Below are 19,429 nucleotides of genomic sequence, written 5' to 3' on the forward strand. Positions count from 1 at the left end.
TGCGGGCTTGGGTTGTTCCAGGCCGACAGGGCGGCGGCGACGGCTTACTTGCTGCCGGTGCCGGAGTTGCGGGTGGAGGAGGTCGGCTTGCGACGGGCTGTGGTGCTGCGCGCGCGCGGCTCCTTGCCCTGCATCTCCTTGTGGCGCTTGACCGCGCGACGGATCTGGGCGGCCTGCTTGTGGCGACCGGCCTTGCCATCCTGCTGCAGATCCACCTTGGACTCGGTCTCGTTCGGCAGATTCACCAGGCCGCGCAGGTAGTTCACCTCGGGGAGCTTCAGCTCCTGCCAGCCACCGCGGGGGATACCGCGATCCAGGGTGACGTCGCCGTAGCGGATGCGCATCAGGCGGCTCACCTGCACTTCCTGGGATTCCCACAGGCGGCGCACTTCCCGGTTGCGGCCCTCGGTCAGGGTGACGTTGAACCACTGGTTCAGCCCCTCGCCGCCGGCCGGCTTGATCTTGTTGAACTTGGCCATGCCGTCTTCCAACTGCACGCCCTTGCGCAGGCGCTGCAGCATGGCTTCGGTGATCTCGCCAAAGACCCGCACCGCATATTCCCGCTCCACTTCGTGGCTCGGGTGCATCAGGCGGTTCGCCAGCTCGCCGTCTGTGGTGAACAGCAAGAGACCCGAGGTGTTGACGTCGAGACGACCGACCGCGATCCAGCGGGCGCCGTCCATCTTGGGCAGACGATCAAACACGGTGGGGCGACCCTCGGGATCGTGGCGGGTACACATCTCCCCTTCGGGCTTGTGGTACGCCAGCACGCGGCAGATCACTTCCTCTGCGGCGCGGGTCTTGACCTGGTGGCCATCCACCCGGATCACGGCGTTCACTTCGACGCGATCCCCCAGCGTGGCGACCTTGCCGTCCACGCTGACCCGACCTGCGGTGATCAGGGCCTCCATCTCACGACGGGAGCCTTGACCCGCGCGGGCCAATACTTTTTGCAGTTTTTCACTCATCGGGGTTACCTGATTGTTGATCGCTGCCCGCCGACATCGCGGACAACCTTGGTTCTTGTGCGAAGGCCCCATTGGCCTCCCCACCATCTTCATGCTCAGGACGGCCAACCAGAGGCTGACCGTCACCGCCCTCGCCCGGCATGAGCGACAAGGGGGTCTGCAGTTCGGGATCCAGCTCGGGAAGCTGTTCCAGACTCCGCAGATTGAAATAGTCCAGAAATTCCCGGGTGGTGGCGAGCAGCTCGGGGCGACCCGCCACCTCCTTGTGGCCTATGCTGCGCACCCAGCCACGTTCTTTCAGGGTGTTGACGATCTGGCTCGACACCGCCACCCCGCGGATGGCCTCTATCTCGGCCCGGGTGATGGGCTGACGATAGGCAATCAGGGTCAGGGTTTCCAGCACGGCGCGGGAATAACGGGGCGCCCGCTCGCTCCACAGGCGAGACAACTCCTCGGCATACTCCTGACGGGCCTGGAAGCGCCAGCCGGAGGCCACCTCCTTGAGCTCGACCCCCCGCGTCTCGTAGTCTTTCCTGAGCTCCGCCAGCAGCAGCTGGACGTAGCGGCCGGTGACCGGGTAATCCGAGAGCACCCCGGCCTTGAGCTCGTTCACCGTGAGGGGACGGCCCGCCACGAAGAGCGCCGCCTCGATCAGGGTCTTCAGCCGTTCAGCGGGCAGCGCCATTGAGCACTCCTCCCAGAGTCAGGGCCTTGAGCCGTTAAGCAGGCAGCGCCACGACAGGCCTCCCGGGCTGTGCCCATGGCCGTGAGCGGCCGCTCAGTGCACATGCTCATGCGCCGCCTCCTCCTGGCTTGCCAGGGCAAAATGGATGGGGCCCAGGGGCTCCGCCTGCAGGATCCAGATCAGCTGCTCCTTGCACAGTTCCAGCAGGGCCAGGAAGGTCACCAGCACCCCCATGCGTCCCTCCTCGGCCCGCAGCACCTGCTCCAGGCGCAGGGTCTGGCCCAGGGAGAGCATGGCGAGGATCTCCGCCATCCGCACCCGGGTCGGGATCTGCTCGCGACGGATCTGGTGATGTTCAAAATGAGTCGCGCGTTTTACCACACTTTGCATGTAAAGGGCGAGCTCAACCAGTGAAACATCGGGGGCCAGCGGCTTCAGGGCGCCGAAATCCGGCGGCAAGGCCGAGGCGACGAAGATCTCCCGCTCCACCCTCGGCAGGGCATTGACCCGCTCCGCCCCCAGCTTGTAGCGCTCGTACTCCTGCAGCCGACGAATGAGGGTGACTCTCGGGTCTTCCCCCTCCTCCTCATCCTCCAGCTCCGGGGCCTTGGGCAGCAGCAGGCGGGATTTGATCTCCGCCAGCCAGGCCGCCATCAGCAGGTATTCGGCCGCGAGCTCCAGATTGAGCCCCTGCATCAGCTCCACGTACTCCATGTACTGGGCCGTGATCTGCAGGATAGGCAGGTTCAGGATGTCGAGCTGCTGACGCCGGATGAGGTAGAGCAGCAGATCCAGCGGCCCCTCGAAGGTGTCGAGAAACACCTCCAGCGCATCTGGGGGGATGAACAAGTCCTGGGGCAGCTCATGGTAGGGCTGCCCCAGCACGGTCGCGATGGGCGGGGGAAGGGAGGCCTCCCCCGTCGTGCCCGGTGCGCTCAGCGCCTCGGGCACGGGCTCGGCAAGATCACTCAAACGGCGTCGGATCCCCGGCACCGCGGCGACGCAGCACGGGCTCGTCGTCGGAGAAGTCCACCACAGTAGTGGGTTGCTCGCCCAGATACCCCCCGTTGACCACCAGATCCAGCTGCTTGCCGAGCTTGTCGGCGATCTCCTCGGGGTCGAACTCCGCCATCTCGGAGCCCGGCAGGATCAAGGTGGTGGAAAGCAGCGGCTCGCCGAGGGTCTCCAGCAAGGCCAGCGCTATGTTGTTGGCCGGCACCCGGATGCCGATGGTCTTCTTCTTCTCGTTCATGAGGCGGCGCGGCACCTCCTTGGTGGCCTTGAAGATGAAGGTGTAGGGCCCTGGGGTGTTGTTCTTGACCAGCCGGAAGGCGGTGTTGTCCACCTTGGCATAGGTGGAGATCTCCGAGAGATCCCGGCACACCAGGGTGAAGTCGTGGTTCGGCTCAATGCGGCGGATGCGGCAGATGCGCTCCAGGGCATCCTTGTTGCCCATCTGGCAGCCCAGGGCGTAACCGGAGTCGGTGGGATAGACGATGACGCCGCCGTTTTGCAGGATCTGCACCGCCTGGCTGATGAGGCGAACCTGGGGATTGTCCGGATGTACGTAAAAATGCTGACTCATATGCTCTTCTCGCGATAGGGGCACGCTCGTTGCCCGCTTCATGATCAAGGGCCCCTTGGCCCATGACACTACCTTAACCTGTTTGACGCAGACTCGCCCGCATCAAAGGTGCTCTCCCGCCGGATTGCCCTCAGCGGCTGGCCAGCAGGCCGGCATGCTCCTCCGGGGTCAGCCCGAAGTGCCCTGGGTGGCCGAGCCAGAGCGGCATCCCCTCCTTGGGCAGCCAGAGGTGGCGGCCGAGCTCGGTCCAGTTGGAGGGGAAGTGAAAATCGGACCCCACCGAGATATAGAGATCATGCTCCCTGGCCCACTGACCGAGATTCGCCCGCTCCTGGGGGCTCTGCTGGGGCAGGGAGACCTCCATGGCGTCGCCTCCTGCGGCCTTGAAGGCCACCAGCAGCCGCTTGATCCACTTGGCGGTGAGATCGTAGCGGCTCGGGTGGGCCAACACGGCCAGCCCGCCTGCGCCGTGAATGGCCGCGATGGCCTCCCCCATCTCGGGCCACTCGGCGGGCACATAGCCCTTGTTGCCCCGGCTCAGGTACTTCTTGAACACCTTCTGCATGTTGTCGGCCACCCCGCGCGCCACCAGCACCCGGGCGAAGTGGGCCCGGGTCACGGCGGCGTCACCGGCAAGCGCCTTGGCCTCTTCATAGGTGCCCGGGATGAGGCACTTCTCCAGACGGCGCCCTATCTCCTCGGCGCGCGCCTCCCGGCGGGCCCGCTGACCGGCCAGGAAGGCGACCAGCTGCGGATTTTTTTCATCCACCCCGAGGGCCACTATGTGGATCTCGTGATGCTCCCACCCGGTGGAGATCTCGACCCCGCTCACCAGTCGCAGCGGCAGTTGCTCGGCGGCTATGGTCTGGCGCACCTCGTCAAGCCCGGCGAGGGTATCATGGTCAGTGACCGCTAACACCTCCACCCCCTTCTCGGCGGCGCGGCGCACCAGGTCGGCGGGGCTCAACACCCCGTCGGAGGCAGTGGTATGGCAATGAAGATCGAATCTCATCGGCGTGTTTCGCTCTTGTTCGGGACCTGCCTGGAAAAGGCTGGCAAAAAAGCGACTTGACTTGGCCGCGGCTTTATCGTTTTCTGTAGGCACTTCATTGCAAACATCTTTTTACAGGACTCTATCATGCAAGCGACTTCCATCCTGACCATCTGGTGGTGGCACACTCCCTGACATGCGGGCGTGTGGTCGTTGCTGTACCTGTAAATTGACAGCAAGTTAAGAACCCAAAGAAAAAGCCCGCTGACCCCAGCGGGCTTTTTTATTATCCGGCAAATGGACCTGTGATGAAACCGACAATTCAGACAAGCACCCTGACCTGGCGATGGCGGCCTTGAGCCAATCTCTCCATAACCCGTTAATTTTCAAGGCATTTATCAAGGTAATCAACGTCATGAACATCGGTAACACACAGCACACGCAAGGGAAGTCACTATGACAGGCAACAAGACCCGTTTGCCCCTGGGCGAATTCGATACCATCAGGCTCAATGCCCCTTATGTGACAGACCCCCTGGCACTCTATACCCGGCTCTGCCAGGACAGACCCAACAACCTGCTGCTGGAATCGGTGGAGATCGACTCCAAGGCCGGCACCCAGAGCCTGCTGCTGGTGGACGCCTGCCTGCGCATCGAGTGCCGCGGCCGCGCCGTGCAGGTGCGCCCCCTCGGCGACAACGGGGTGCAGTTGCTGCGCCTGCTGGAGCAGCGCCTGCCCGCCGTCATCACCCAGATCCGGGTGGCGGACGAGCTGCACCTCGACTTCCCGGCGTCCGATCGGGAGCTTGACGAAGACAGTCGCCTCAAGGGCAGCAGCGTGCTGGACGTGCTGCGCACCCTGCAGCGGGAGCTGCAATGCCAGCAGGGCAAAGAGGCCCTCTTCATGGCGGGCAGCTTCGCCTACGACCTCATCGCCTCCTTCGAAGACTTGCCCGAGGTGCCGGAAGGGAGCAACGACTGCCCCGACTACTGCTTCTATGTGGCCGAGACCCTGATCACCATCGATCACATCAAACAGAGCACCCAGTTGCTGGCCTGCCTGTTCGGCGGCGAAGGGGATGAGCAGCTGGACGCGCGCTACGCCCGCCTGACCGCTCGCCTCGAGTCCTTCAAGCAGGCCTGTCAGCAGCCGCTGCCTGCACCGCAGGGCACGGTGCCGCTGACCGGCGCCCTCGCCGTCGACAAGGGGGACAAGCAGTTCTGCGCCGAGGTCGAGAAGCTCAAGGGCTTCATCCGCCGTGGCGACATCTTCCAGGTGGTGCCGTCCCGCAGCTTCTCCCTCCCCTGCCCCGACCCCGTGGCCGCCTATCGCCGCCTCAAGCAGACCAATCCCAGCCCCTACATGTTCTACGTGCAGGACGAGGGCTTCACCCTGTTTGGCGCCTCCCCCGAGAGCGCGGTCAAGTTCTGTGCGGGCAGCCGCCAGGTGGAGATGTACCCCATCGCGGGCACCCGCCGCCGCGGCCTCAACCCGGATGGCAGCATCAACCTGGATCTGGACGGCCGCATCGAGCTGGAGCTGCGCCAGGACGAGAAAGAGGTGGCCGAGCACCTGATGCTGGTGGATCTGGGCCGCAACGACATCGCCCGCATCTCCGCCCCCGGCACCCGCTACGTCAAGGATCTGCTCAAAGTGGATCGCTACAGCCACGTCATGCACCTGGTCTCCCGGGTGGTGGGCACCCTTCGCGCCGACCTCGACGCCCTGCACGCCTACCAGGCCTGCATGAACATGGGCACCCTGACCGGTGCCCCCAAGCTGCGCGCCAGCGAGCTTATCCGCATGGTGGAAGGCAAGCGTCGCGGCAGTTACGGCGGCGCCGTGGGTTACCTGAACGGCGCAGGGGAAATGGACACCTGCATCGTCATCCGCTCCGCCTTCGTGAAAGAGGGGGTCGCCCATGTCCAGGCCGGCGCCGGGGTGGTCTATGACTCCAAACCCCAGGCCGAGGCAGACGAGACCCGCGCCAAGGCGGCGGCCGTGCTGGCCGCCATCGCTGCCAGCCATGGCACCTCCCTGCAGGCCCTCAGCGCCCAGCAGGAACAACACAAGGACGTGAGCCATGACTAACATCTTCCTGCTCGACAACTTCGACTCGTTTACCTACAACCTCGTCGACCAGTTCCGCACCCTGGGCTACCCGGTGCGCATCTACCGCAACAGCCTGCCTGCGAGCCGCATCATGCAGGAGATCGACGCCTGCGAAGGGGACGCCGTGCTGGTGCTCTCCCCGGGGCCGGGCGCCCCCCATGAGGCGGGCTGCCTCATCGACCTCATCAAGCTGGCCCGGGGCCGGGTGCCCATCCTCGGCATCTGTCTCGGTCATCAGGCCCTGTGCGAAGCCTACGGCGGCACCGTCGGGGCGGCGGGGGAAATCGTCCACGGCAAGCGCTCCCTCATCGAGCACAACGGCCATGGCGCCTTCGCGGGGCTGCCGAGCCCCTTGCCGGTGGCCCGCTACCACTCCCTGGTGGCCACCTATGTGCCACAAGAGTTGCAGGTGATTGCCCACTATCAGGGCATGCCCATGGCCATCGAGCAGCGTGACGAGCGGGTGCTGGGCTTCCAGTTCCACCCGGAATCCATCATGACCAGCGAAGGGGCCCGCCTGCTCACCCAGGCCCTCGCCCATGTCACCCGTCCAGAAAGCCACGTGCGGTAAGGAAGAGACCATGCATCAACATCTCAACACCCTCTATCAGGGTCAGTCTCTCACCCGCGACGCCGCCCGCGACGCCTTCGGCCAGGTGGTTCGTGGTGAAGTGGATCCCATCGTCCTCGCAAGCTTGTTGACCGCCCTCAAGATCAAGGGGGAGACCCCGGAGGAGATCGCCGGCGCCGCCGAGGCGCTGCTGGCCGAAGCCCGCGACTTCCCGCGCCCGGACTATGCCTTCTGCGACATCGTCGGCACCGGAGGGGACGGCCTCAACACCATCAACGTCTCCACCACCTCGGCCCTGGTGGCCGCCGCCTGCGGCCTGAAAGTGGCCAAGCACGGCAACCGCTCGGTCTCGAGCAAGTCGGGGTCGAGCGATCTGCTCGACAAGATGGGGATCAAGCTCGACATGAGCCCGGCCCAGGCCCGCCGCTGCCTGGACGAGCTCGGGGTCTGCTTCCTGTTCGCCCCCCAGTACCACGCCGGGGTACGCCACGCCATGCCGGTGCGCCAGGCCCTCAAGACCCGCACCCTGTTCAACGTGCTGGGGCCGCTCATCAACCCGGCCCGCCCCAGCTTCCAGCTGATGGGGGTCTATGCCCCCGAGCTGGTGCGCCCCATCGCCGAAACCCTGCTGGCACTCGGCCTGAAAACCGGTATGGTGGTGCACGGCGCCGGCCTCGACGAGATTGCCATCCACGGCCCGACCCAGGTGGCGGAGATCCGCGATGGCGAAATTCGCGAGTACTTGCTCACCCCGGCGGACTTTGGCCTCGACACCTACCCGGTCAGCGCCATCCAGGGCGGTGAGCCCGAGGAGAACCGCGCCATCACCGCCGCCATCCTGGAAGGGCGCGGCAGCCCGGCCCACAACGCCGCCATCGCCGCCAACGTGGCGCCGCTGCTGGTGATGGCGGGCGAGGCCCCGGACTTTCGGCAGGCCGCCGCCCGGGTGCTGGCGGTGCTGGCAAGCGGCCAGGCCGCCCTCCTCGCCCGGGATCTCGCCACCCTTAGCCATCAGGAGGCATGATGTCAGCCACCACCACAGCGTGCCCCAGGGGCACTCACCCAGAACGCCCGACGGGCAACAGCCAGCTTCGCAAGGATAACGAGATGTCAGATGTCATTGCTCCCCACGCCTTTCTGAACATGGCCTCCATCAGCCAGACCATTCTCGGCAAGATCGTGGCGGCCAAGCAGGAGTGGGTCGCCGCCCGCAAGGAGAGCCAGCCCCTGGCGAGCTTCCAGGACGCGCTGATCCCAAGCGATCGGGACTTCGAGGGGGATCTGCGCCAAGGCTCCACCCGCTTCATTCTGGAGTGCAAGAAGGCATCCCCCTCCAAGGGCTTGATCCGCAACGACTTCAGCCCGGAGGCCATCGCCGACATCTATGGCCACTACGCCACCGCCATCTCGGTGCTGACGGACGAGAAGTTCTTCCAGGGGGATTTCGCCTTCCTGCCCCGGGTACGGGGCCGCGTCCAGCAGCCGGTGCTCTGCAAGGACTTCATGATTGACCCCTATCAGGTCTATCTGGCCCGCCACTATCAGGCGGACGCCATCCTCTTGATGCTCTCCGTGCTCACCGACGAGGGGTATCGCGCCCTGTTCAAAGTGGCGAAAGAATTGGATCTGGGCGTGCTCACCGAGGTGAGCAACGAGGAGGAGCTGACCCGCGCCATCGACCTCGGCGCCCCGGTGATTGGCATCAACAACCGGGATCTGCGGGATTTGAGCGTCGATCTTGCCCGCACCCGGCAACTGGCGGCCAGGATCCCGGGGGATCGGGTGGTGATCAGCGAATCCGGCATCAACCACCGCGCCCAGGTGGCGGCCCTGCGCCACCACGCCAAGGGCTTCCTGGTGGGCTCTTCCCTCATGGCGGAGCCGGATCTGGAGGCCGCGGTGCGCAAGCTCGTGCTCGGCCAGAACAAGGTGTGCGGCCTGACCCGTCCCGAGGACGCCGCCGCCGCCCATCAGGCGGGGGCCGTGTTCGGCGGCCTCATCTTTGTGGCGAAAAGCCCGCGCTACGTGGACATTCCCGCCGCCCGCGCCGTGATGGCGGGTGCGCCGCTCTCTTACGTCGGGGTGTTTCGCAATGCCCAGCCCGCCACCATCGCCAAGACGGTGGATGCGCTGGGGCTCGCCGCCGTGCAACTGCACGGGGATGAAGATGCCGCCTATGTCGAGACCCTGCGCCCCCTGCTGCCGGCAGGCTGCCAGATCTGGAAAGCGGTTGGAGTCACAAGTGGCGAGCCCCTGCCCACCCTCGACTACCCGGCGGATCGCCTGCTGCTTGATACCAAAGTTGGCAGCCAGAGCGGCGGCACCGGTCAGGCGTTCGACTGGACCCTGCTGGCCCACCTCGATAAAGCCCGGCTGATGCTGGCGGGGGGCCTCAACCCCGACAACGCCCTCGAGGCCGCCCGGGTGGGCTGTCTCGGCCTTGATTTCAACTCCGGGGTGGAGAGCGCCCCGGGCAGGAAGGATGCGCACAAGCTGGCGGCCGCCTTTGGCGCCTTGCGTCAACTGTGAGCGCCCCCGTGACTCATTCAACGAATTAATGAACTGCGTTTGCCCATAAGCACAAGGAATAATGTATGACCCTGCTCAACCCGTTTTTTGGTGAATTTCGTCGATGACATGTATGTGCCCCAGCCATACGCCTCAGCCCGACAAGGCTCATACCTGATCTCAATTGCAGAATGTAAAGGAAGATAACCATGACCCTGCTCAATCCGTTTTTTGGTGAATTTGGCGGCATGTATGTGCCCCAGATCCTCATCCCCGCCCTGCTCCAGCTGGAGAAGGCTTTTGTCGATGCCAAGGATGATCCGGCTTTCGTCGCCGAGTTTCAGGCGCTCCTGACCGAGTACGCCGGTCGCCCGACCCCGCTCACCCTCACCCGCAATCTGACCAAGGGCACCAAGACCCGCCTCTACCTCAAGCGTGAAGATCTGCTGCACGGCGGCGCCCACAAGACCAACCAGGTGCTGGGTCAGGCCCTGCTCGCCAAGCGCATGGGCAAGCATGAGATCATCGCCGAGACCGGCGCCGGTCAGCACGGTGTGGCGACGGCGCTGGCCTGCGCCCTGCTCGGCCTCAAGTGCCGGGTCTACATGGGGGCCAAGGATTGCGAGCGCCAGAAGCCAAACGTGTTTCGCATGAAGCTGATGGGCGCCACCGTGATCCCGGTGCACTCCGGCTCCAGCACCCTCAAAGATGCCTGCAACGAGGCGCTGCGGGACTGGGCTGCCAACTATGAAACCGCCCACTACCTGCTCGGCACCGCCGCCGGCCCCCACCCCTTCCCCACTATCGTGCGGGAGTTCCAGAAGATGATCGGGGAAGAGGCCAAGGCCCAGTGCTTCGAAAAAGAAGAGCGCCTGCCCGATGCGGTGATCGCCTGCGTCGGCGGCGGGTCGAATGCCATCGGCATGTTTGCGGACTTTATCGATGAGCCTTCCGTGCGCCTTATCGGGGTCGAACCCGGTGGTCACGGCATCGAGAGCGGCGAGCACGGTGCGCCGCTCGGTCACGGCAGCAAGGGGGTCTTCTTTGGCATGCACTCCTTCCTGATGCAGGACAACCAGGGCCAGATCCAGGAGTCCTACTCCGTCTCGGCGGGGCTGGACTTCCCCTCCGTCGGCCCCCAGCACGCCCACCTGGCCGCCATCGGCCGCGCCGAGTACCCCTCGGTGACCGACAAGGAGGCGCTGGACGCCTTCCAGGAGCTGGCCAAATCCGAAGGCATCATACCCGCGCTGGAGTCCTCCCACGCCCTGGCCCATGCCCTCAAGATGGCCCGCAGCGAACCCGAGAAAGAGCAGGTGCTCATCGTCAACCTCTCCGGCCGTGGCGACAAAGACATCTTCACCGTTGCCGACATCTTTGAAAAAGAAGGAACCTTGTCATGAATCGCTACGCACAACTCTTCTCCCGTCTGGACAAGGCCAATCAGGGCGCCTTCGTGCCCTTCGTGATGCTGGGTGACCCCACCCCCGAATTGTCCCTGGCCATCGTCGATGCCCTGGTCGAAGGGGGCGCCGACGCCCTCGAACTCGGCATTCCCTTCTCCGATCCGGTGGCAGACGGCCCCACCATTCAGGGCGCCGCCCTGCGTGCCTTTGCCAGCCACACCACCCCGGACGACTGCTTCGGCCTGCTCGCCCGCATCCGCGCCAAGTACCCGCAGCTGCCCATTGGCCTCCTGGTCTACGCGAACCTGGTCTATGTGCGCCACATCGACGGCTTCTACGAGAAGTGCCAGCAGGCAGGGGTGGACTCCGTGCTGGTGGCCGACGTGCCGGTGCAGATGTGCGAACCCTACAAGGCGGCCGCCGACAAGTTCGGCATCGACAGCATCTTTATCGCCCCGCCCAACGGCGATGCCGAGACGCTCAAGGCCGTTGCCGAGCTCGGCTCCGGTTACACCTATCTGGTGAGCCGCGCCGGCGTGACCGGTGCCGAGACCAAGGCCGGCATGCCGGTGGAGGGGCTGATCAATACCTTGCGCGAGTTCAACGCCCCTCCCGCCCTGCTCGGCTTTGGCATCAGCGAACCGGCTCAGGTGCGTGAAGCGATCACCGCTGGCGCCGCCGGCGCCATCTCCGGCTCCGCCGTGGTGAAGATCATCGAGACCCACCACCAGAACCCGGAGCATATGCTGACCCGCCTGAAGGAGTTTGTGGAAGGGATGAAGGCCGCGACCAATCGATAAGGGACGGTATGGGCCAAATGCCATTAGCCGTGAGTGCGGAAAGGGAGCCTGATAGGCTCCCTTTTTATTTCCTGCTTGTTGCCGCTCCCAGCGTCTTTATCCCCTCTCCCCTTGGGAGAAGGTCAGGGTGAGGGAACCCATAATCCCCCGGCGTTATCGAATCGTAGGTTCGAATAGCGCAGCGTATTCGGACGTTCGCGATCCGGGTGGAGTTAATCCGAACTCCCAATCCTGCGGATGCCCCTGATGGCGTGGCTTTGCCACGCAGTATGCGAGGGCTCTGCCCTCGACGGGGTTTCGCCCGCCCTTCGGGCTGGGGCGAGTGACTTTGGAAAGACCCAAAGTCACCAAAAGTCTTCTCCCCCGCCAAGCCGCCCGCCTACGGCGGATTCCCTCATCTCGCTCTCTGGGTCGGACGGAACGCCGCAGATGGTACATCCCTGTACCAACTGCGACTGCGCCGTCATCCCTGACGGCGCTCCTGACCCATTGAGCTCGACTCGGCAGCTTGGAGGGGGATCAAAAACGCGCCAGCCCTCAGCTCCCGTCTAACCGCAAACAAGCCCCCTCTCCCCCCGGGAGAGGGTTGGGGTGAGGGTTATTTCCGCACCACCCACTAACCCAATAGCTCACTTAAGCAACAGTTTTCATTAATTGGTTGAACCAGCTCAGGTTTCTATCAACTTCCTCTTTGCATGTCTCAATCCGGCCCCTTAAGATAGACAAACGACAATCAACCTCTGGGGAGAGCGTCATGTCAGCAATTGTTGCTATCTCGCGGGTGAAAAGCAGCGAACTGGGTGCTGGAACTCAGGGGCGGTAGCATCGCCTGCACTTGTCATAACTCACGACTTATCTGTTTTTCTGTACAGTGTACATGCTGTAGCAAAAAGAAGAAGTCAAGCGAACACGTTAAGCTTCAGAAGTCGGACGGTAATGCCTCGATTCGAAGTATGATTTTTTATATCAGCTGTTAGAGTTGCACGATGTTATATGGAAAGTGGTATTAAGGTATTAGTGCCGCTTTCCATGTAGTCATTGTTAGGCATACAAACCAGTGTCAAGATGAGGAGATTAAATTGACAGAATTAGTAGTAGAGAATTTAAGGCTTAAAGAACTTATCTTAGTCGTAAATAAAAATAAGCCATTCTTTGATGAGTTCTTAGGGTTCCTAAAAGGGAAGGGATATAACGGCATTCATGCTTTCGTTTCGGAAATTGATGAAAAAAAAGTCGTAGATGTAGTCAATTCATATTTCGAGACACCATTTACAAACACTCTATTTGATGGAATAGCAAGACCGTATAACGAGAGTAAGTCAAAGTGGTTTTTTATCACCTGGGTTCTGCGTGACGCGCCTCAACAAAGGCTGCAGCCTATAGTTTCATCTCTTAATGGAAATATTCAAGAAAAACGTACTTGGGTCATAAATAAGATCATAAAATATGTCTCCCCATTATTTCCAAATAAAGAACAATGGGAGTGGCCAGCTATATCTGAAGTGATGCTTCAGCGGCTAGAAGGTAGCAGAAGGGCGTTAAAGGGTGGCCTTTTCGAGGCCATCGTAAGAACTCAGTTAAGAGATTTGTTCAAGAAGCATAATCTTAAACTAAAAGTAACCGACAATGAGGTAAGAATTAATGATGAGACTTATGATATAGAGGTAGTTGGTGAGAGAGCAAAAATCTTAATGCCAGTAAAAACTAGAGAGACTATGGGTGGAGGTCATGCTTTATTATTTACGCGAGATATACACAAATCCATTTCTGTAGCTCATCGAAATGGTTTCGAATGTGTTCCTGTTGTTATCGCTGAATCATGGGCAGGAAATCTAGATGAGCTCCCTTGTGAGAGCTACATCTATATACAGATCAATCCAAATCAAGTAGATAAGATAAACCCTCTACTTGAAGCTAAATTAGAAGAACTTGTTTTAGCTTTCAACAACATTCAATAAATCTATCTGAACGTTAGATAATCTATCTTTTGCAATTTCCGCATATTCTGGATTAATTTCTAGTCCAACAAATTTACGTGAATTTTTATTGGCAACAAAACCAGTCGTACCAGCTCCAAAAAATGGGTCCATTACAAGCCCATTTTTTGGGCATCCCGCAAGAATGCATGGCTCAATTAATTTTTCAGGGAATACAGCAAAATGTGCTCCCCTGAACTTCGATAATGCCACATTCCATACAGTGCGCTTGTTGCGTCCGTTGGGGTGAAACGCCTGATCCCACCGACCGTCATGCAGGTTGCTATTTCCGCCATTCTTTCCTTTTTCTGGCGTGCCACCATTCTTTCCAAAATGATTTCTTCCACCTTTCATTTTGCTGCTTTCTGAAAAGGTTACATGTTCTTCCCGAATGGAATCTTGATCATAATAATAATCTTTACTCTTTTTTGTGAAGAAAAAAATATATTCATGGTCTGTCGTAAGTCTATTTTTGGCGGAATGCGGCATGGCGTTAGGTTTGTGCCAGATAATATCATTCCTAAGTATCCAACCATCATCTTGAAGAGCAATGGCTACTCGCCAAGGCATACCAAGCAGATTGCCATTGTGATACTTGTCTCCAAGGTTTAACCAAAGACTTCCCGTATCTTTCAAAACCCTACGGCATTCTGAGAATATGGATACGAGATTGTCTATATATTCATTTGGCGTTTTTTCATTTCCAATTTGGCCATTCACACCATAATCTCGCTGACCAAAATATGGCGGGCTGGTCACTATGCAGTCAACTGAATTTGAAGGTATGACTTGCAGTGTCAGCAGTGAGTTCCCAACAAATATTTGGTTTGCCAATTCATTAACTTTCATTTTTCGTTGTCCTCAATTAGTGTTGAGAACTCACTTCTCAATATTCTTTGTCTAATTAACTCAACAACAATTTCTTGCAATGTCAGGTTATTAAAAGCAGCTTCGAGCTTCAATGCTTGGTGCAACTTAGCTTCTAGCTTTATATGAATTTGTTTGATATCGTCCATTTGATTTCGTGTTGTTACATACCCCAGGTATATTTGTTGCAGGCTAACATAGCCTAACAAAGCGGTCAACCGGACTTTGTTACGCTTCGTTTCACAGAAACGCTTATCACACTGTTAGTGCCGTACCACACCACTTGAAACAAGCCATAGCCAACTGAATTGGGACTCCCACTATATTGAGCACCACATCCTGAGAAACGGCAATGCTCCCACTCAATAGAGTGGATCGACACTCTAGCGAGTTACCATCCATACAGCTACAACCAGGCCCCTTACCCCTTCACTCAGCAAAAACCTGTGATCATGATAAAAACTGTCATCCAGCTTCTGTTAAAACTGCTTCTGGCAGTCACCTTCCTCTATCTTTGCAGCCTGCCGGAGGATCTCTATTTCGACCCGCCGCTCTGGAGCTATGTCGTCATATTTCTTGTCACTCTGGCTGGCACCGCCTATGGCAGGATCACGGCTTGGCGCGCCTCCTGACCGACCTCATCAGACATTCTCAAGGCAGCGCCGACGCTGCCTTGAGCCCATGGCGGGCATTGCCTACAATGACCCACTTTTTATCACACTCAGGTAAATAAAATGAGCGACAACAAACCTGCACTGCCCGACCGCCTGGCGGCCAACCCGCGCAGCCCGCACCATGTGGCGGAGTGCTTCCAGCACGAGATCGGCATTCGCGTGAACGGCAAGGAGCGCACCAATGTCGAGGAGTACTGCATCAGCGAAGGTTGGGTGAAGATCCCCTCCCCCAAGGCCAAGGATCGCTACGGCAACCCCATGCTGATCACCGTCAAGGGCACCGTCGAGGCTTTCTACGCCTAAGCGGCCCTGACCGCGCGCCCCGCCGGGCCCGCCGCCATGCTGTTCAGAACACCGGCCTTGCGCCGGTGTTCTGCTTTTGGGGCTGGCCCCGGCTCGCGGGTGGCTTCCCTTCCTTTCCTTCATTTCTTTCCTTGCAACCAGTGCCGTGATCCGGCTGGCGGGTAGCCTTTTCCGTCTAGGCAAGGGCGGCGCTCTTGCCATCCCTGCCGGTTTACCCACGCCATCGCCGCTCATCCTCGGGAGCGCGACTTACCGCCCTGCCAGCGTTGCAGCGCGGCGCCCGCCAGCACCAGCAGAATGCCGAGCAGATCGCTCCCCGCCAGCCGTCCGGCCAGGGCATCGAGCAGCGCGCCCCCCGCCAGCTGGCCCGTGACGATGAGCAGTGCGCAGGCCAGGGCACCGACCCGACCGATGGCCCAGCTGCTGATGGCGACGAACAGCGCCCCCAGCACGCCGCCGAGCAGCAGCCAGGGATCGAGCCCGGCGAGCCGCTCCCAGGGCGCCCCCTTGAGGATGAGCAGGGCGCCGAGCAGCCCGAAGCCGAGCAGGTGGTTGGCAAGGGAGGCCGTCATGGCGCCCCGGGCGCTGGCGAGGCGGCCATTGAGGGTGCGCGACAGGCTCACCGCCACGCCGTTCAGCAGTCCCAGCAGGATCAATAGGGTCATTGTGTATCTCCTAACGCAGCACGATGAAGAGGGCGCCCGCCAGCACCAGCAAGGCGACGAGCAGTCCCAGCAGGATCAAGAGGGTCATGGTGTATCTCCTAACGCAGCACGATAAGCAGGGCGCCGGCCATCACCAGCAGGGCGGCGAGCGCGTCTTTTCCCGAGGGGCGGCGGCGGGCCAGCCCGAGCCAGCCGAGGCCATCGCACAGGGCACCAAACAGCAGCTGGCCGAGCAGCAGCAGGGCCAGGGTGCCCGCCATGCCCAGGGGCGAGTTGAGGCACAGGGCTGCCAGCACCACGGTGAGCGCCCCCGGCAGACCGCCGAGCCAGGCCCAGGGCGGGGCCGCCTCCGGTATCGGGGGCCTTGGGGCCAGCCACCACAGGAGCCCGGCCACCAGACTGCCGACTCCGTGGGCCAGCCAGCTCGCGAGCCAGGGGTCGGTGGCGCGGGACAGGGCCCCGTTCTGGGCGATCATCAGCGCCAGCAGCAGGCCGGCAGCGAAGGCGGCCAGGGCGCCCAGGGTCTGGCCAAGTGTCTGGCCGAGGGCGGGGCGGGCGGGGCCGCGGTCAACAAGCGGGGGGATCATGGGGTTGCTCCTTGGTTGAACTGACGAGCAGGGTAAATTGTTTTTGATATGGGGATAATCTACCCTCTTGGAACAACATTATTTCCATATCGAGAACAACATGAACCAGGAAGCCTTCGCCCTGCTCCCGGCCTTCGTCGCCGTGGTGGAGTCGGGCACCTTCTCCGGCGCCGCCCGCCAACTCGGTCTCAGCAAGTCGGTGCTGAGCAAGAAGGTGAGCCAGCTCGAGCAGGCCCTCGGCTGCCAGCTCCTCTATCGCACCACCCGCTCCCTCACCCTCACCGAGGCGGGGGAACGCTACTTCGAGACGGTGCGCCATGCAGTGCGCCTGGCCAGCGACGGGGAAGATGCCATCGGCGCCCTGCAATCGGCCCCCCGCGGCCTGCTGCGGGTGACTGTGCCCATGGTCTATGGCCGGCGCCACATCGCCCCTCTTGTCCCGGAGTTTCTCGCCCTCCACCCCGAGGTGCAGTTGCAGCTGGAGATGAGCGACGCCCGGCAGGATCTGGTGGCCGAGGGGTTCGACGTGGCGGTGCGCATCGGCGCGCTGGAGGATTCGAGCCTGGTCGCCCGCCGCCTCGCTCCCTGTCTCAGCACATTGTGCGCCTCCCCCGCCTACCTGGCGAAGGCCGGTACGCCCCGTACCCCGAGGGATCTCGAGCGCCACAACTGCCTCTTCTACTCCCTGTTTCGCGGCGGCACCCAGTGGCGGCTGCACGGGCCCGAAGGAGAGGTGGCCATCACCCCCAGGGGCAATTTCGAGGTCAACAACAGCGACGCCATCCACACCGCGCTGCTGGCGGGGCTCGGCATCGGCAACATGCCGGACTTCATCGTGGCGCGGGATCTCGCCGCCGGGCGGCTGGTACCCGTCCTGCCAGACCATGCCCTGCCCGAGCACGGCATCTGGTGCCTCTATCCGAAGCGCCGCCACCTGCCCGCCAAGGTGGCGGCCTGGCTCGCCTTCCTGCAGGAGCGCCTGGGGCTGCGCTGAGGGCCCGATAACCGGAACGGTTCACGTTTTTTTCATCGGGAAGGGAGTAAAGTAGGCAGCAAACCAAGCATCTGTTTTGATTGGAGAAGCACTCCGGGGTCATGCCACGGCATGGCCCCCCAGGTGGAGTACCATGATGAAGAAAACCGCGATTGCCCTGACCCTGGCCAGCCTGCTGGCGCTGCCGCTCTTTGTCTCACCCGATGCCTGGGCCGCCCCGGTGCGCTCCCTGCAAAAGGAGCAGAATTACGAGCAGTTCATCAGCAAGCGCCAGGTGGTGGATCAGCTGCTGGCAGACGCTGCCCGCATCTTCCACTCCCCCGCCCGAGTCTCCGATGCGGGCTTCACCGCCAAGATACCGAGCAACATGGAGCAGGTGACCACCCTGCTGCTGGAGGCTCACCAGCTCGAGCCCTATCGCACCGATCTGCTCGTCTCGGCGGCCAACGCCCAGATCTACAACGGCAACGTGGAGAGGGCCATCGCCCTGTTCGAGCAGGCCCAGAGCGCCGCGCCGGACGATCTGGACATCAACACCTATCTCGCCACCTGGCAGCGCTTCAAGGGCAACCAGGTCAAGGCCGATGGCTACCTCAAGCGAGTCGGCGAACTCAACGCCGGTCGCGCCGCCGATCTGCAGCGGCTGTTCGCCACCGTGGACCGGGTGATCGCCACGCCCCTCAAGGAGCGTCAGGGACGCGGCGAGAAGAAGGGGCGCCGCGCCATCGTCACCCTGGGCTATGCCCTCAATCCCGATGGCTCCATGCACGAGATCCTGCTGGGACGCCTCGAGACCACCCGCGCCCTGGCCCAGGCCGATCCGGCGGCCCTCGTCATCCTCACCGGCGGCGTGCCCCAGAACCGCCAGACCGAGGGCAAGCTGATGGCGGACTGGCTGGCGAAAAAGGGCATCGACCGCTCCCGCATCATCGAGGAGAACTACGCCACCAGCACGGTGGAGAACGCCCTCTACAGCGGTTATGCCCTCGCCCGCCACGAGATTGAGTTCGCCACCCTGGTGAGCTCGGCGAGCCATGTGCGCCGGGGCCAGACCCTGCTGGAAATAGCCTGCTGGCAGAGCGGCCCGGCGAACATCCGCATCGACAGCGTCGCCTACCCGGACAAGCCCCTCTCCGCCCTGGCCAAGGCAAGCCCGGAGGAGCGGCTCGGCATCTACCGGGACGCCCTGCGCACCTATGGCCTCTGGAGCTACCGCTCGGCCCCGCTGATCGAGCGCTGATCCCCCGGCATGACGCCCAGCAAAAAGCCCGCCGAATGGCGGGCTTTTTCATCATCTGACGGGCCTGGGTGTCACTGGCGTGCCTCAGCCCTTGAGTTCCAGCACTGTGGTGAAGCCGCCGAAGATCATGCGGGCGCCGTCAAACGGCATGGTCTGGTGCATGGGGCTGGCCGGATCCATCCTGGGGTCCTGCATCATCTTGGTCATGGCCTCATCCCGTACCGCTTTGCTCGGCCACTCCACCCAGGAGAAGACCACGCTTTCGTCCTCCTTGGCCGCCACCGCGCGGTAAAAGTCGGTCTGCTTGCCGTGGGGCACGTCATCCCCCCAGCACTCCAGCACCCGGGTGGCCCCATATTCGAGAAAGATGGGGTCAAACAGCCCAGCATGGTCGATCAGGGCCTGCTTGTTGACCGTCGGCACGGCGATCACGAATCCGTCCACATATGACATGAGCCTTTCCTCCTGTGAGTGAGGATCTCAGCATAGCAGCCGTG

21 protein-coding genes are annotated in these 19,429 nt (G+C 61.7%); 11 read left to right on the forward strand and 10 right to left on the reverse strand.

Annotated elements, in window-relative coordinates:
- Window positions 1-44: 44 nt before the first annotated feature.
- From rluB to rnm, 5 genes are all read right to left on the reverse strand, one after another.
- The gene (gene rluB, locus R2B70_RS13170) at window positions 45-968 is read right to left on the reverse strand and encodes a 23S rRNA pseudouridine(2605) synthase RluB (protein WP_042074648.1); all 924 of its coding nucleotides are present in this window, start codon (window positions 966-968) and stop codon (window positions 45-47) included.
- Window positions 961-1,653, reverse strand: a complete 693-nt coding sequence (gene scpB, locus R2B70_RS13175; RefSeq protein WP_216990630.1) for an SMC-Scp complex subunit ScpB — start codon at window positions 1,651-1,653, stop codon at window positions 961-963. The genes rluB and scpB overlap by 8 nt, the downstream gene beginning before the upstream one ends.
- A gap of 93 nt (window positions 1,654-1,746) precedes the next feature.
- Window positions 1,747-2,625, reverse strand: coding sequence for a segregation and condensation protein A (locus R2B70_RS13180; RefSeq protein WP_209794930.1), 879 nt, complete (start codon window positions 2,623-2,625; stop codon window positions 1,747-1,749).
- Window positions 2,618-3,238 carry an L-threonylcarbamoyladenylate synthase gene (locus R2B70_RS13185; RefSeq protein WP_042074643.1) on the reverse strand — a complete coding sequence of 207 codons (621 nt, stop codon included), beginning with the start codon at window positions 3,236-3,238 and terminating at the stop codon, window positions 2,618-2,620. Before R2B70_RS13185 ends, R2B70_RS13180 begins: the two co-directional genes overlap by 8 nt.
- A gap of 130 nt (window positions 3,239-3,368) precedes the next feature.
- Entirely contained in the window at window positions 3,369-4,250 is an 882-nt protein-coding gene (gene rnm / locus R2B70_RS13190; protein WP_318161699.1) for an RNase RNM, read from the reverse strand.
- A gap of 435 nt (window positions 4,251-4,685) precedes the next feature.
- Between rnm and R2B70_RS13195 the strand changes: the two genes are divergently transcribed.
- From R2B70_RS13195 to R2B70_RS13225, 7 genes are all read left to right on the forward strand, one after another.
- Window positions 4,686-6,320, forward strand: a complete 1,635-nt coding sequence (locus R2B70_RS13195; protein ID WP_318161700.1) for an anthranilate synthase component 1 — start codon at window positions 4,686-4,688, stop codon at window positions 6,318-6,320.
- Entirely contained in the window at window positions 6,313-6,912 is a 600-nt protein-coding gene (locus tag R2B70_RS13200) for an aminodeoxychorismate/anthranilate synthase component II (protein ID WP_039039194.1), read from the forward strand. The genes R2B70_RS13195 and R2B70_RS13200 overlap by 8 nt, the downstream gene beginning before the upstream one ends.
- A gap of 10 nt (window positions 6,913-6,922) precedes the next feature.
- Window positions 6,923-7,936, forward strand: a complete 1,014-nt coding sequence (trpD, locus tag R2B70_RS13205; protein ID WP_010673697.1) for an anthranilate phosphoribosyltransferase — start codon at window positions 6,923-6,925, stop codon at window positions 7,934-7,936.
- Window positions 7,936-9,441 carry a bifunctional indole-3-glycerol-phosphate synthase TrpC/phosphoribosylanthranilate isomerase TrpF gene (gene trpCF / locus R2B70_RS13210; RefSeq protein WP_318161701.1) on the forward strand — a complete coding sequence of 502 codons (1,506 nt, stop codon included), beginning with the start codon at window positions 7,936-7,938 and terminating at the stop codon, window positions 9,439-9,441. The genes trpD and trpCF overlap by 1 nt, the downstream gene beginning before the upstream one ends.
- Before the next feature lie 188 nt (window positions 9,442-9,629).
- Complete coding sequence (trpB, locus tag R2B70_RS13215) at window positions 9,630-10,823, forward strand: tryptophan synthase subunit beta (protein ID WP_041214833.1); 1,194 nt, start codon at window positions 9,630-9,632, stop codon at window positions 10,821-10,823.
- The gene (gene trpA, locus R2B70_RS13220; protein ID WP_183149699.1) at window positions 10,820-11,626 is read left to right on the forward strand and encodes a tryptophan synthase subunit alpha; all 807 of its coding nucleotides are present in this window, start codon (window positions 10,820-10,822) and stop codon (window positions 11,624-11,626) included. The genes trpB and trpA overlap by 4 nt, the downstream gene beginning before the upstream one ends.
- 1,079 nt (window positions 11,627-12,705) lie before the next feature.
- Window positions 12,706-13,584, forward strand: coding sequence for a hypothetical protein (locus tag R2B70_RS13225; protein ID WP_318161702.1), 879 nt, complete (start codon window positions 12,706-12,708; stop codon window positions 13,582-13,584).
- On the opposite strand, the gene R2B70_RS13230 is transcribed toward R2B70_RS13225, so the two are convergent.
- Window positions 13,561-14,451 carry a site-specific DNA-methyltransferase gene (locus tag R2B70_RS13230; protein WP_318161703.1) on the reverse strand — a complete coding sequence of 297 codons (891 nt, stop codon included), beginning with the start codon at window positions 14,449-14,451 and terminating at the stop codon, window positions 13,561-13,563. The genes R2B70_RS13225 and R2B70_RS13230 overlap by 24 nt on opposite strands.
- On the reverse strand, window positions 14,448-14,618 hold the full coding sequence (locus R2B70_RS13235; protein WP_318161704.1) for a hypothetical protein: 171 nt from the start codon (window positions 14,616-14,618) through the stop codon (window positions 14,448-14,450). Before R2B70_RS13235 ends, R2B70_RS13230 begins: the two co-directional genes overlap by 4 nt.
- Window positions 14,619-14,921: 303 nt before the next feature.
- On the opposite strand from R2B70_RS13235, the gene R2B70_RS13240 reads away from it, so the two are divergent.
- Both R2B70_RS13240 and R2B70_RS13245 read left to right on the forward strand, forming a co-directional pair.
- Window positions 14,922-15,101, forward strand: a complete 180-nt coding sequence (locus R2B70_RS13240; protein WP_318161705.1) for a hypothetical protein — start codon at window positions 14,922-14,924, stop codon at window positions 15,099-15,101.
- Between the two features lie 102 nt (window positions 15,102-15,203).
- Window positions 15,204-15,446 (forward strand): DUF3297 family protein, encoded by a 243-nt coding sequence (locus tag R2B70_RS13245; protein WP_005302916.1) that lies wholly within the window; start codon window positions 15,204-15,206, stop codon window positions 15,444-15,446.
- 230 nt (window positions 15,447-15,676) lie between these two features.
- Here R2B70_RS13245 and R2B70_RS13250 read toward each other — a convergent pair whose 3' ends face one another.
- Together R2B70_RS13250 and R2B70_RS13255 are read right to left on the reverse strand one after the other, a co-directional pair.
- On the reverse strand, window positions 15,677-16,111 hold the full coding sequence (locus tag R2B70_RS13250; protein WP_318161706.1) for a DMT family transporter: 435 nt from the start codon (window positions 16,109-16,111) through the stop codon (window positions 15,677-15,679).
- A 98-nt stretch (window positions 16,112-16,209) separates the two neighbouring features.
- Entirely contained in the window at window positions 16,210-16,698 is a 489-nt protein-coding gene (locus R2B70_RS13255) for a DMT family transporter (RefSeq protein WP_318161707.1), read from the reverse strand.
- A gap of 67 nt (window positions 16,699-16,765) precedes the next feature.
- Here R2B70_RS13255 and R2B70_RS13260 point away from each other — a divergent pair, with 67 nt between their 5' ends.
- On the forward strand, window positions 16,766-17,692 hold the full coding sequence (locus R2B70_RS13260; protein WP_318161708.1) for a LysR family transcriptional regulator: 927 nt from the start codon (window positions 16,766-16,768) through the stop codon (window positions 17,690-17,692).
- Window positions 17,693-17,828: 136 nt separating this feature from the next.
- Complete coding sequence (locus R2B70_RS13265) at window positions 17,829-18,932, forward strand: YdcF family protein (RefSeq protein ID WP_318163354.1); 1,104 nt, start codon at window positions 17,829-17,831, stop codon at window positions 18,930-18,932.
- Between the two features lie 84 nt (window positions 18,933-19,016).
- Here the strand turns inward: R2B70_RS13265 and R2B70_RS13270 are convergent, their stop codons facing one another.
- Window positions 19,017-19,385 (reverse strand): DUF1428 domain-containing protein, encoded by a 369-nt coding sequence (locus R2B70_RS13270; protein WP_103244539.1) that lies wholly within the window; start codon window positions 19,383-19,385, stop codon window positions 19,017-19,019.
- Window positions 19,386-19,429 lie beyond the last annotated feature (44 nt).

The organism is Aeromonas sp. XH, assembly GCF_033348475.1.
In the GTDB taxonomy this organism is placed as follows: Bacteria; Pseudomonadota; Gammaproteobacteria; order Enterobacterales; family Aeromonadaceae; genus Aeromonas; species Aeromonas sanarellii.

What these genes read in the sequence shown, in the direction of transcription:
- rluB (WP_042074648.1), bottom strand. Translation starts at nt 968, where the DNA reads ATGAGTGAAAAACTGCAAAAAGTATTGGCCCGCGCGGGTCAAGGCTCC.
- scpB (WP_216990630.1), bottom strand. Translation starts at nt 1,653, where the DNA reads ATGGCGCTGCCCGCTGAACGGCTGAAGACCCTGATCGAGGCGGCGCTC.
- R2B70_RS13185 (WP_042074643.1), bottom strand. Translation starts at nt 3,238, where the DNA reads ATGAGTCAGCATTTTTACGTACATCCGGACAATCCCCAGGTTCGCCTC.
- rnm (WP_318161699.1), bottom strand. Translation starts at nt 4,250, where the DNA reads ATGAGATTCGATCTTCATTGCCATACCACTGCCTCCGACGGGGTGTTG.
- R2B70_RS13195 (WP_318161700.1), top strand. Translation starts at nt 4,686, where the DNA reads ATGACAGGCAACAAGACCCGTTTGCCCCTGGGCGAATTCGATACCATC.
- R2B70_RS13200 (WP_039039194.1), top strand. Translation starts at nt 6,313, where the DNA reads ATGACTAACATCTTCCTGCTCGACAACTTCGACTCGTTTACCTACAAC.
- trpD (WP_010673697.1), top strand. Translation starts at nt 6,923, where the DNA reads ATGCATCAACATCTCAACACCCTCTATCAGGGTCAGTCTCTCACCCGC.
- trpCF (WP_318161701.1), top strand. Translation starts at nt 7,936, where the DNA reads ATGTCAGCCACCACCACAGCGTGCCCCAGGGGCACTCACCCAGAACGC.
- trpB (WP_041214833.1), top strand. Translation starts at nt 9,630, where the DNA reads ATGACCCTGCTCAATCCGTTTTTTGGTGAATTTGGCGGCATGTATGTG.
- trpA (WP_183149699.1), top strand. Translation starts at nt 10,820, where the DNA reads ATGAATCGCTACGCACAACTCTTCTCCCGTCTGGACAAGGCCAATCAG.
- R2B70_RS13230 (WP_318161703.1), bottom strand. Translation starts at nt 14,451, where the DNA reads ATGAAAGTTAATGAATTGGCAAACCAAATATTTGTTGGGAACTCACTG.
- R2B70_RS13235 (WP_318161704.1), bottom strand. Translation starts at nt 14,618, where the DNA reads ATGGACGATATCAAACAAATTCATATAAAGCTAGAAGCTAAGTTGCAC.
- R2B70_RS13240 (WP_318161705.1), top strand. Translation starts at nt 14,922, where the DNA reads ATGATAAAAACTGTCATCCAGCTTCTGTTAAAACTGCTTCTGGCAGTC.
- R2B70_RS13245 (WP_005302916.1), top strand. Translation starts at nt 15,204, where the DNA reads ATGAGCGACAACAAACCTGCACTGCCCGACCGCCTGGCGGCCAACCCG.
- R2B70_RS13250 (WP_318161706.1), bottom strand. Translation starts at nt 16,111, where the DNA reads ATGACCCTATTGATCCTGCTGGGACTGCTGAACGGCGTGGCGGTGAGC.
- R2B70_RS13255 (WP_318161707.1), bottom strand. Translation starts at nt 16,698, where the DNA reads ATGATCCCCCCGCTTGTTGACCGCGGCCCCGCCCGCCCCGCCCTCGGC.
- R2B70_RS13265 (WP_318163354.1), top strand. Translation starts at nt 17,829, where the DNA reads ATGAAGAAAACCGCGATTGCCCTGACCCTGGCCAGCCTGCTGGCGCTG.
- R2B70_RS13270 (WP_103244539.1), bottom strand. Translation starts at nt 19,385, where the DNA reads ATGTCATATGTGGACGGATTCGTGATCGCCGTGCCGACGGTCAACAAG.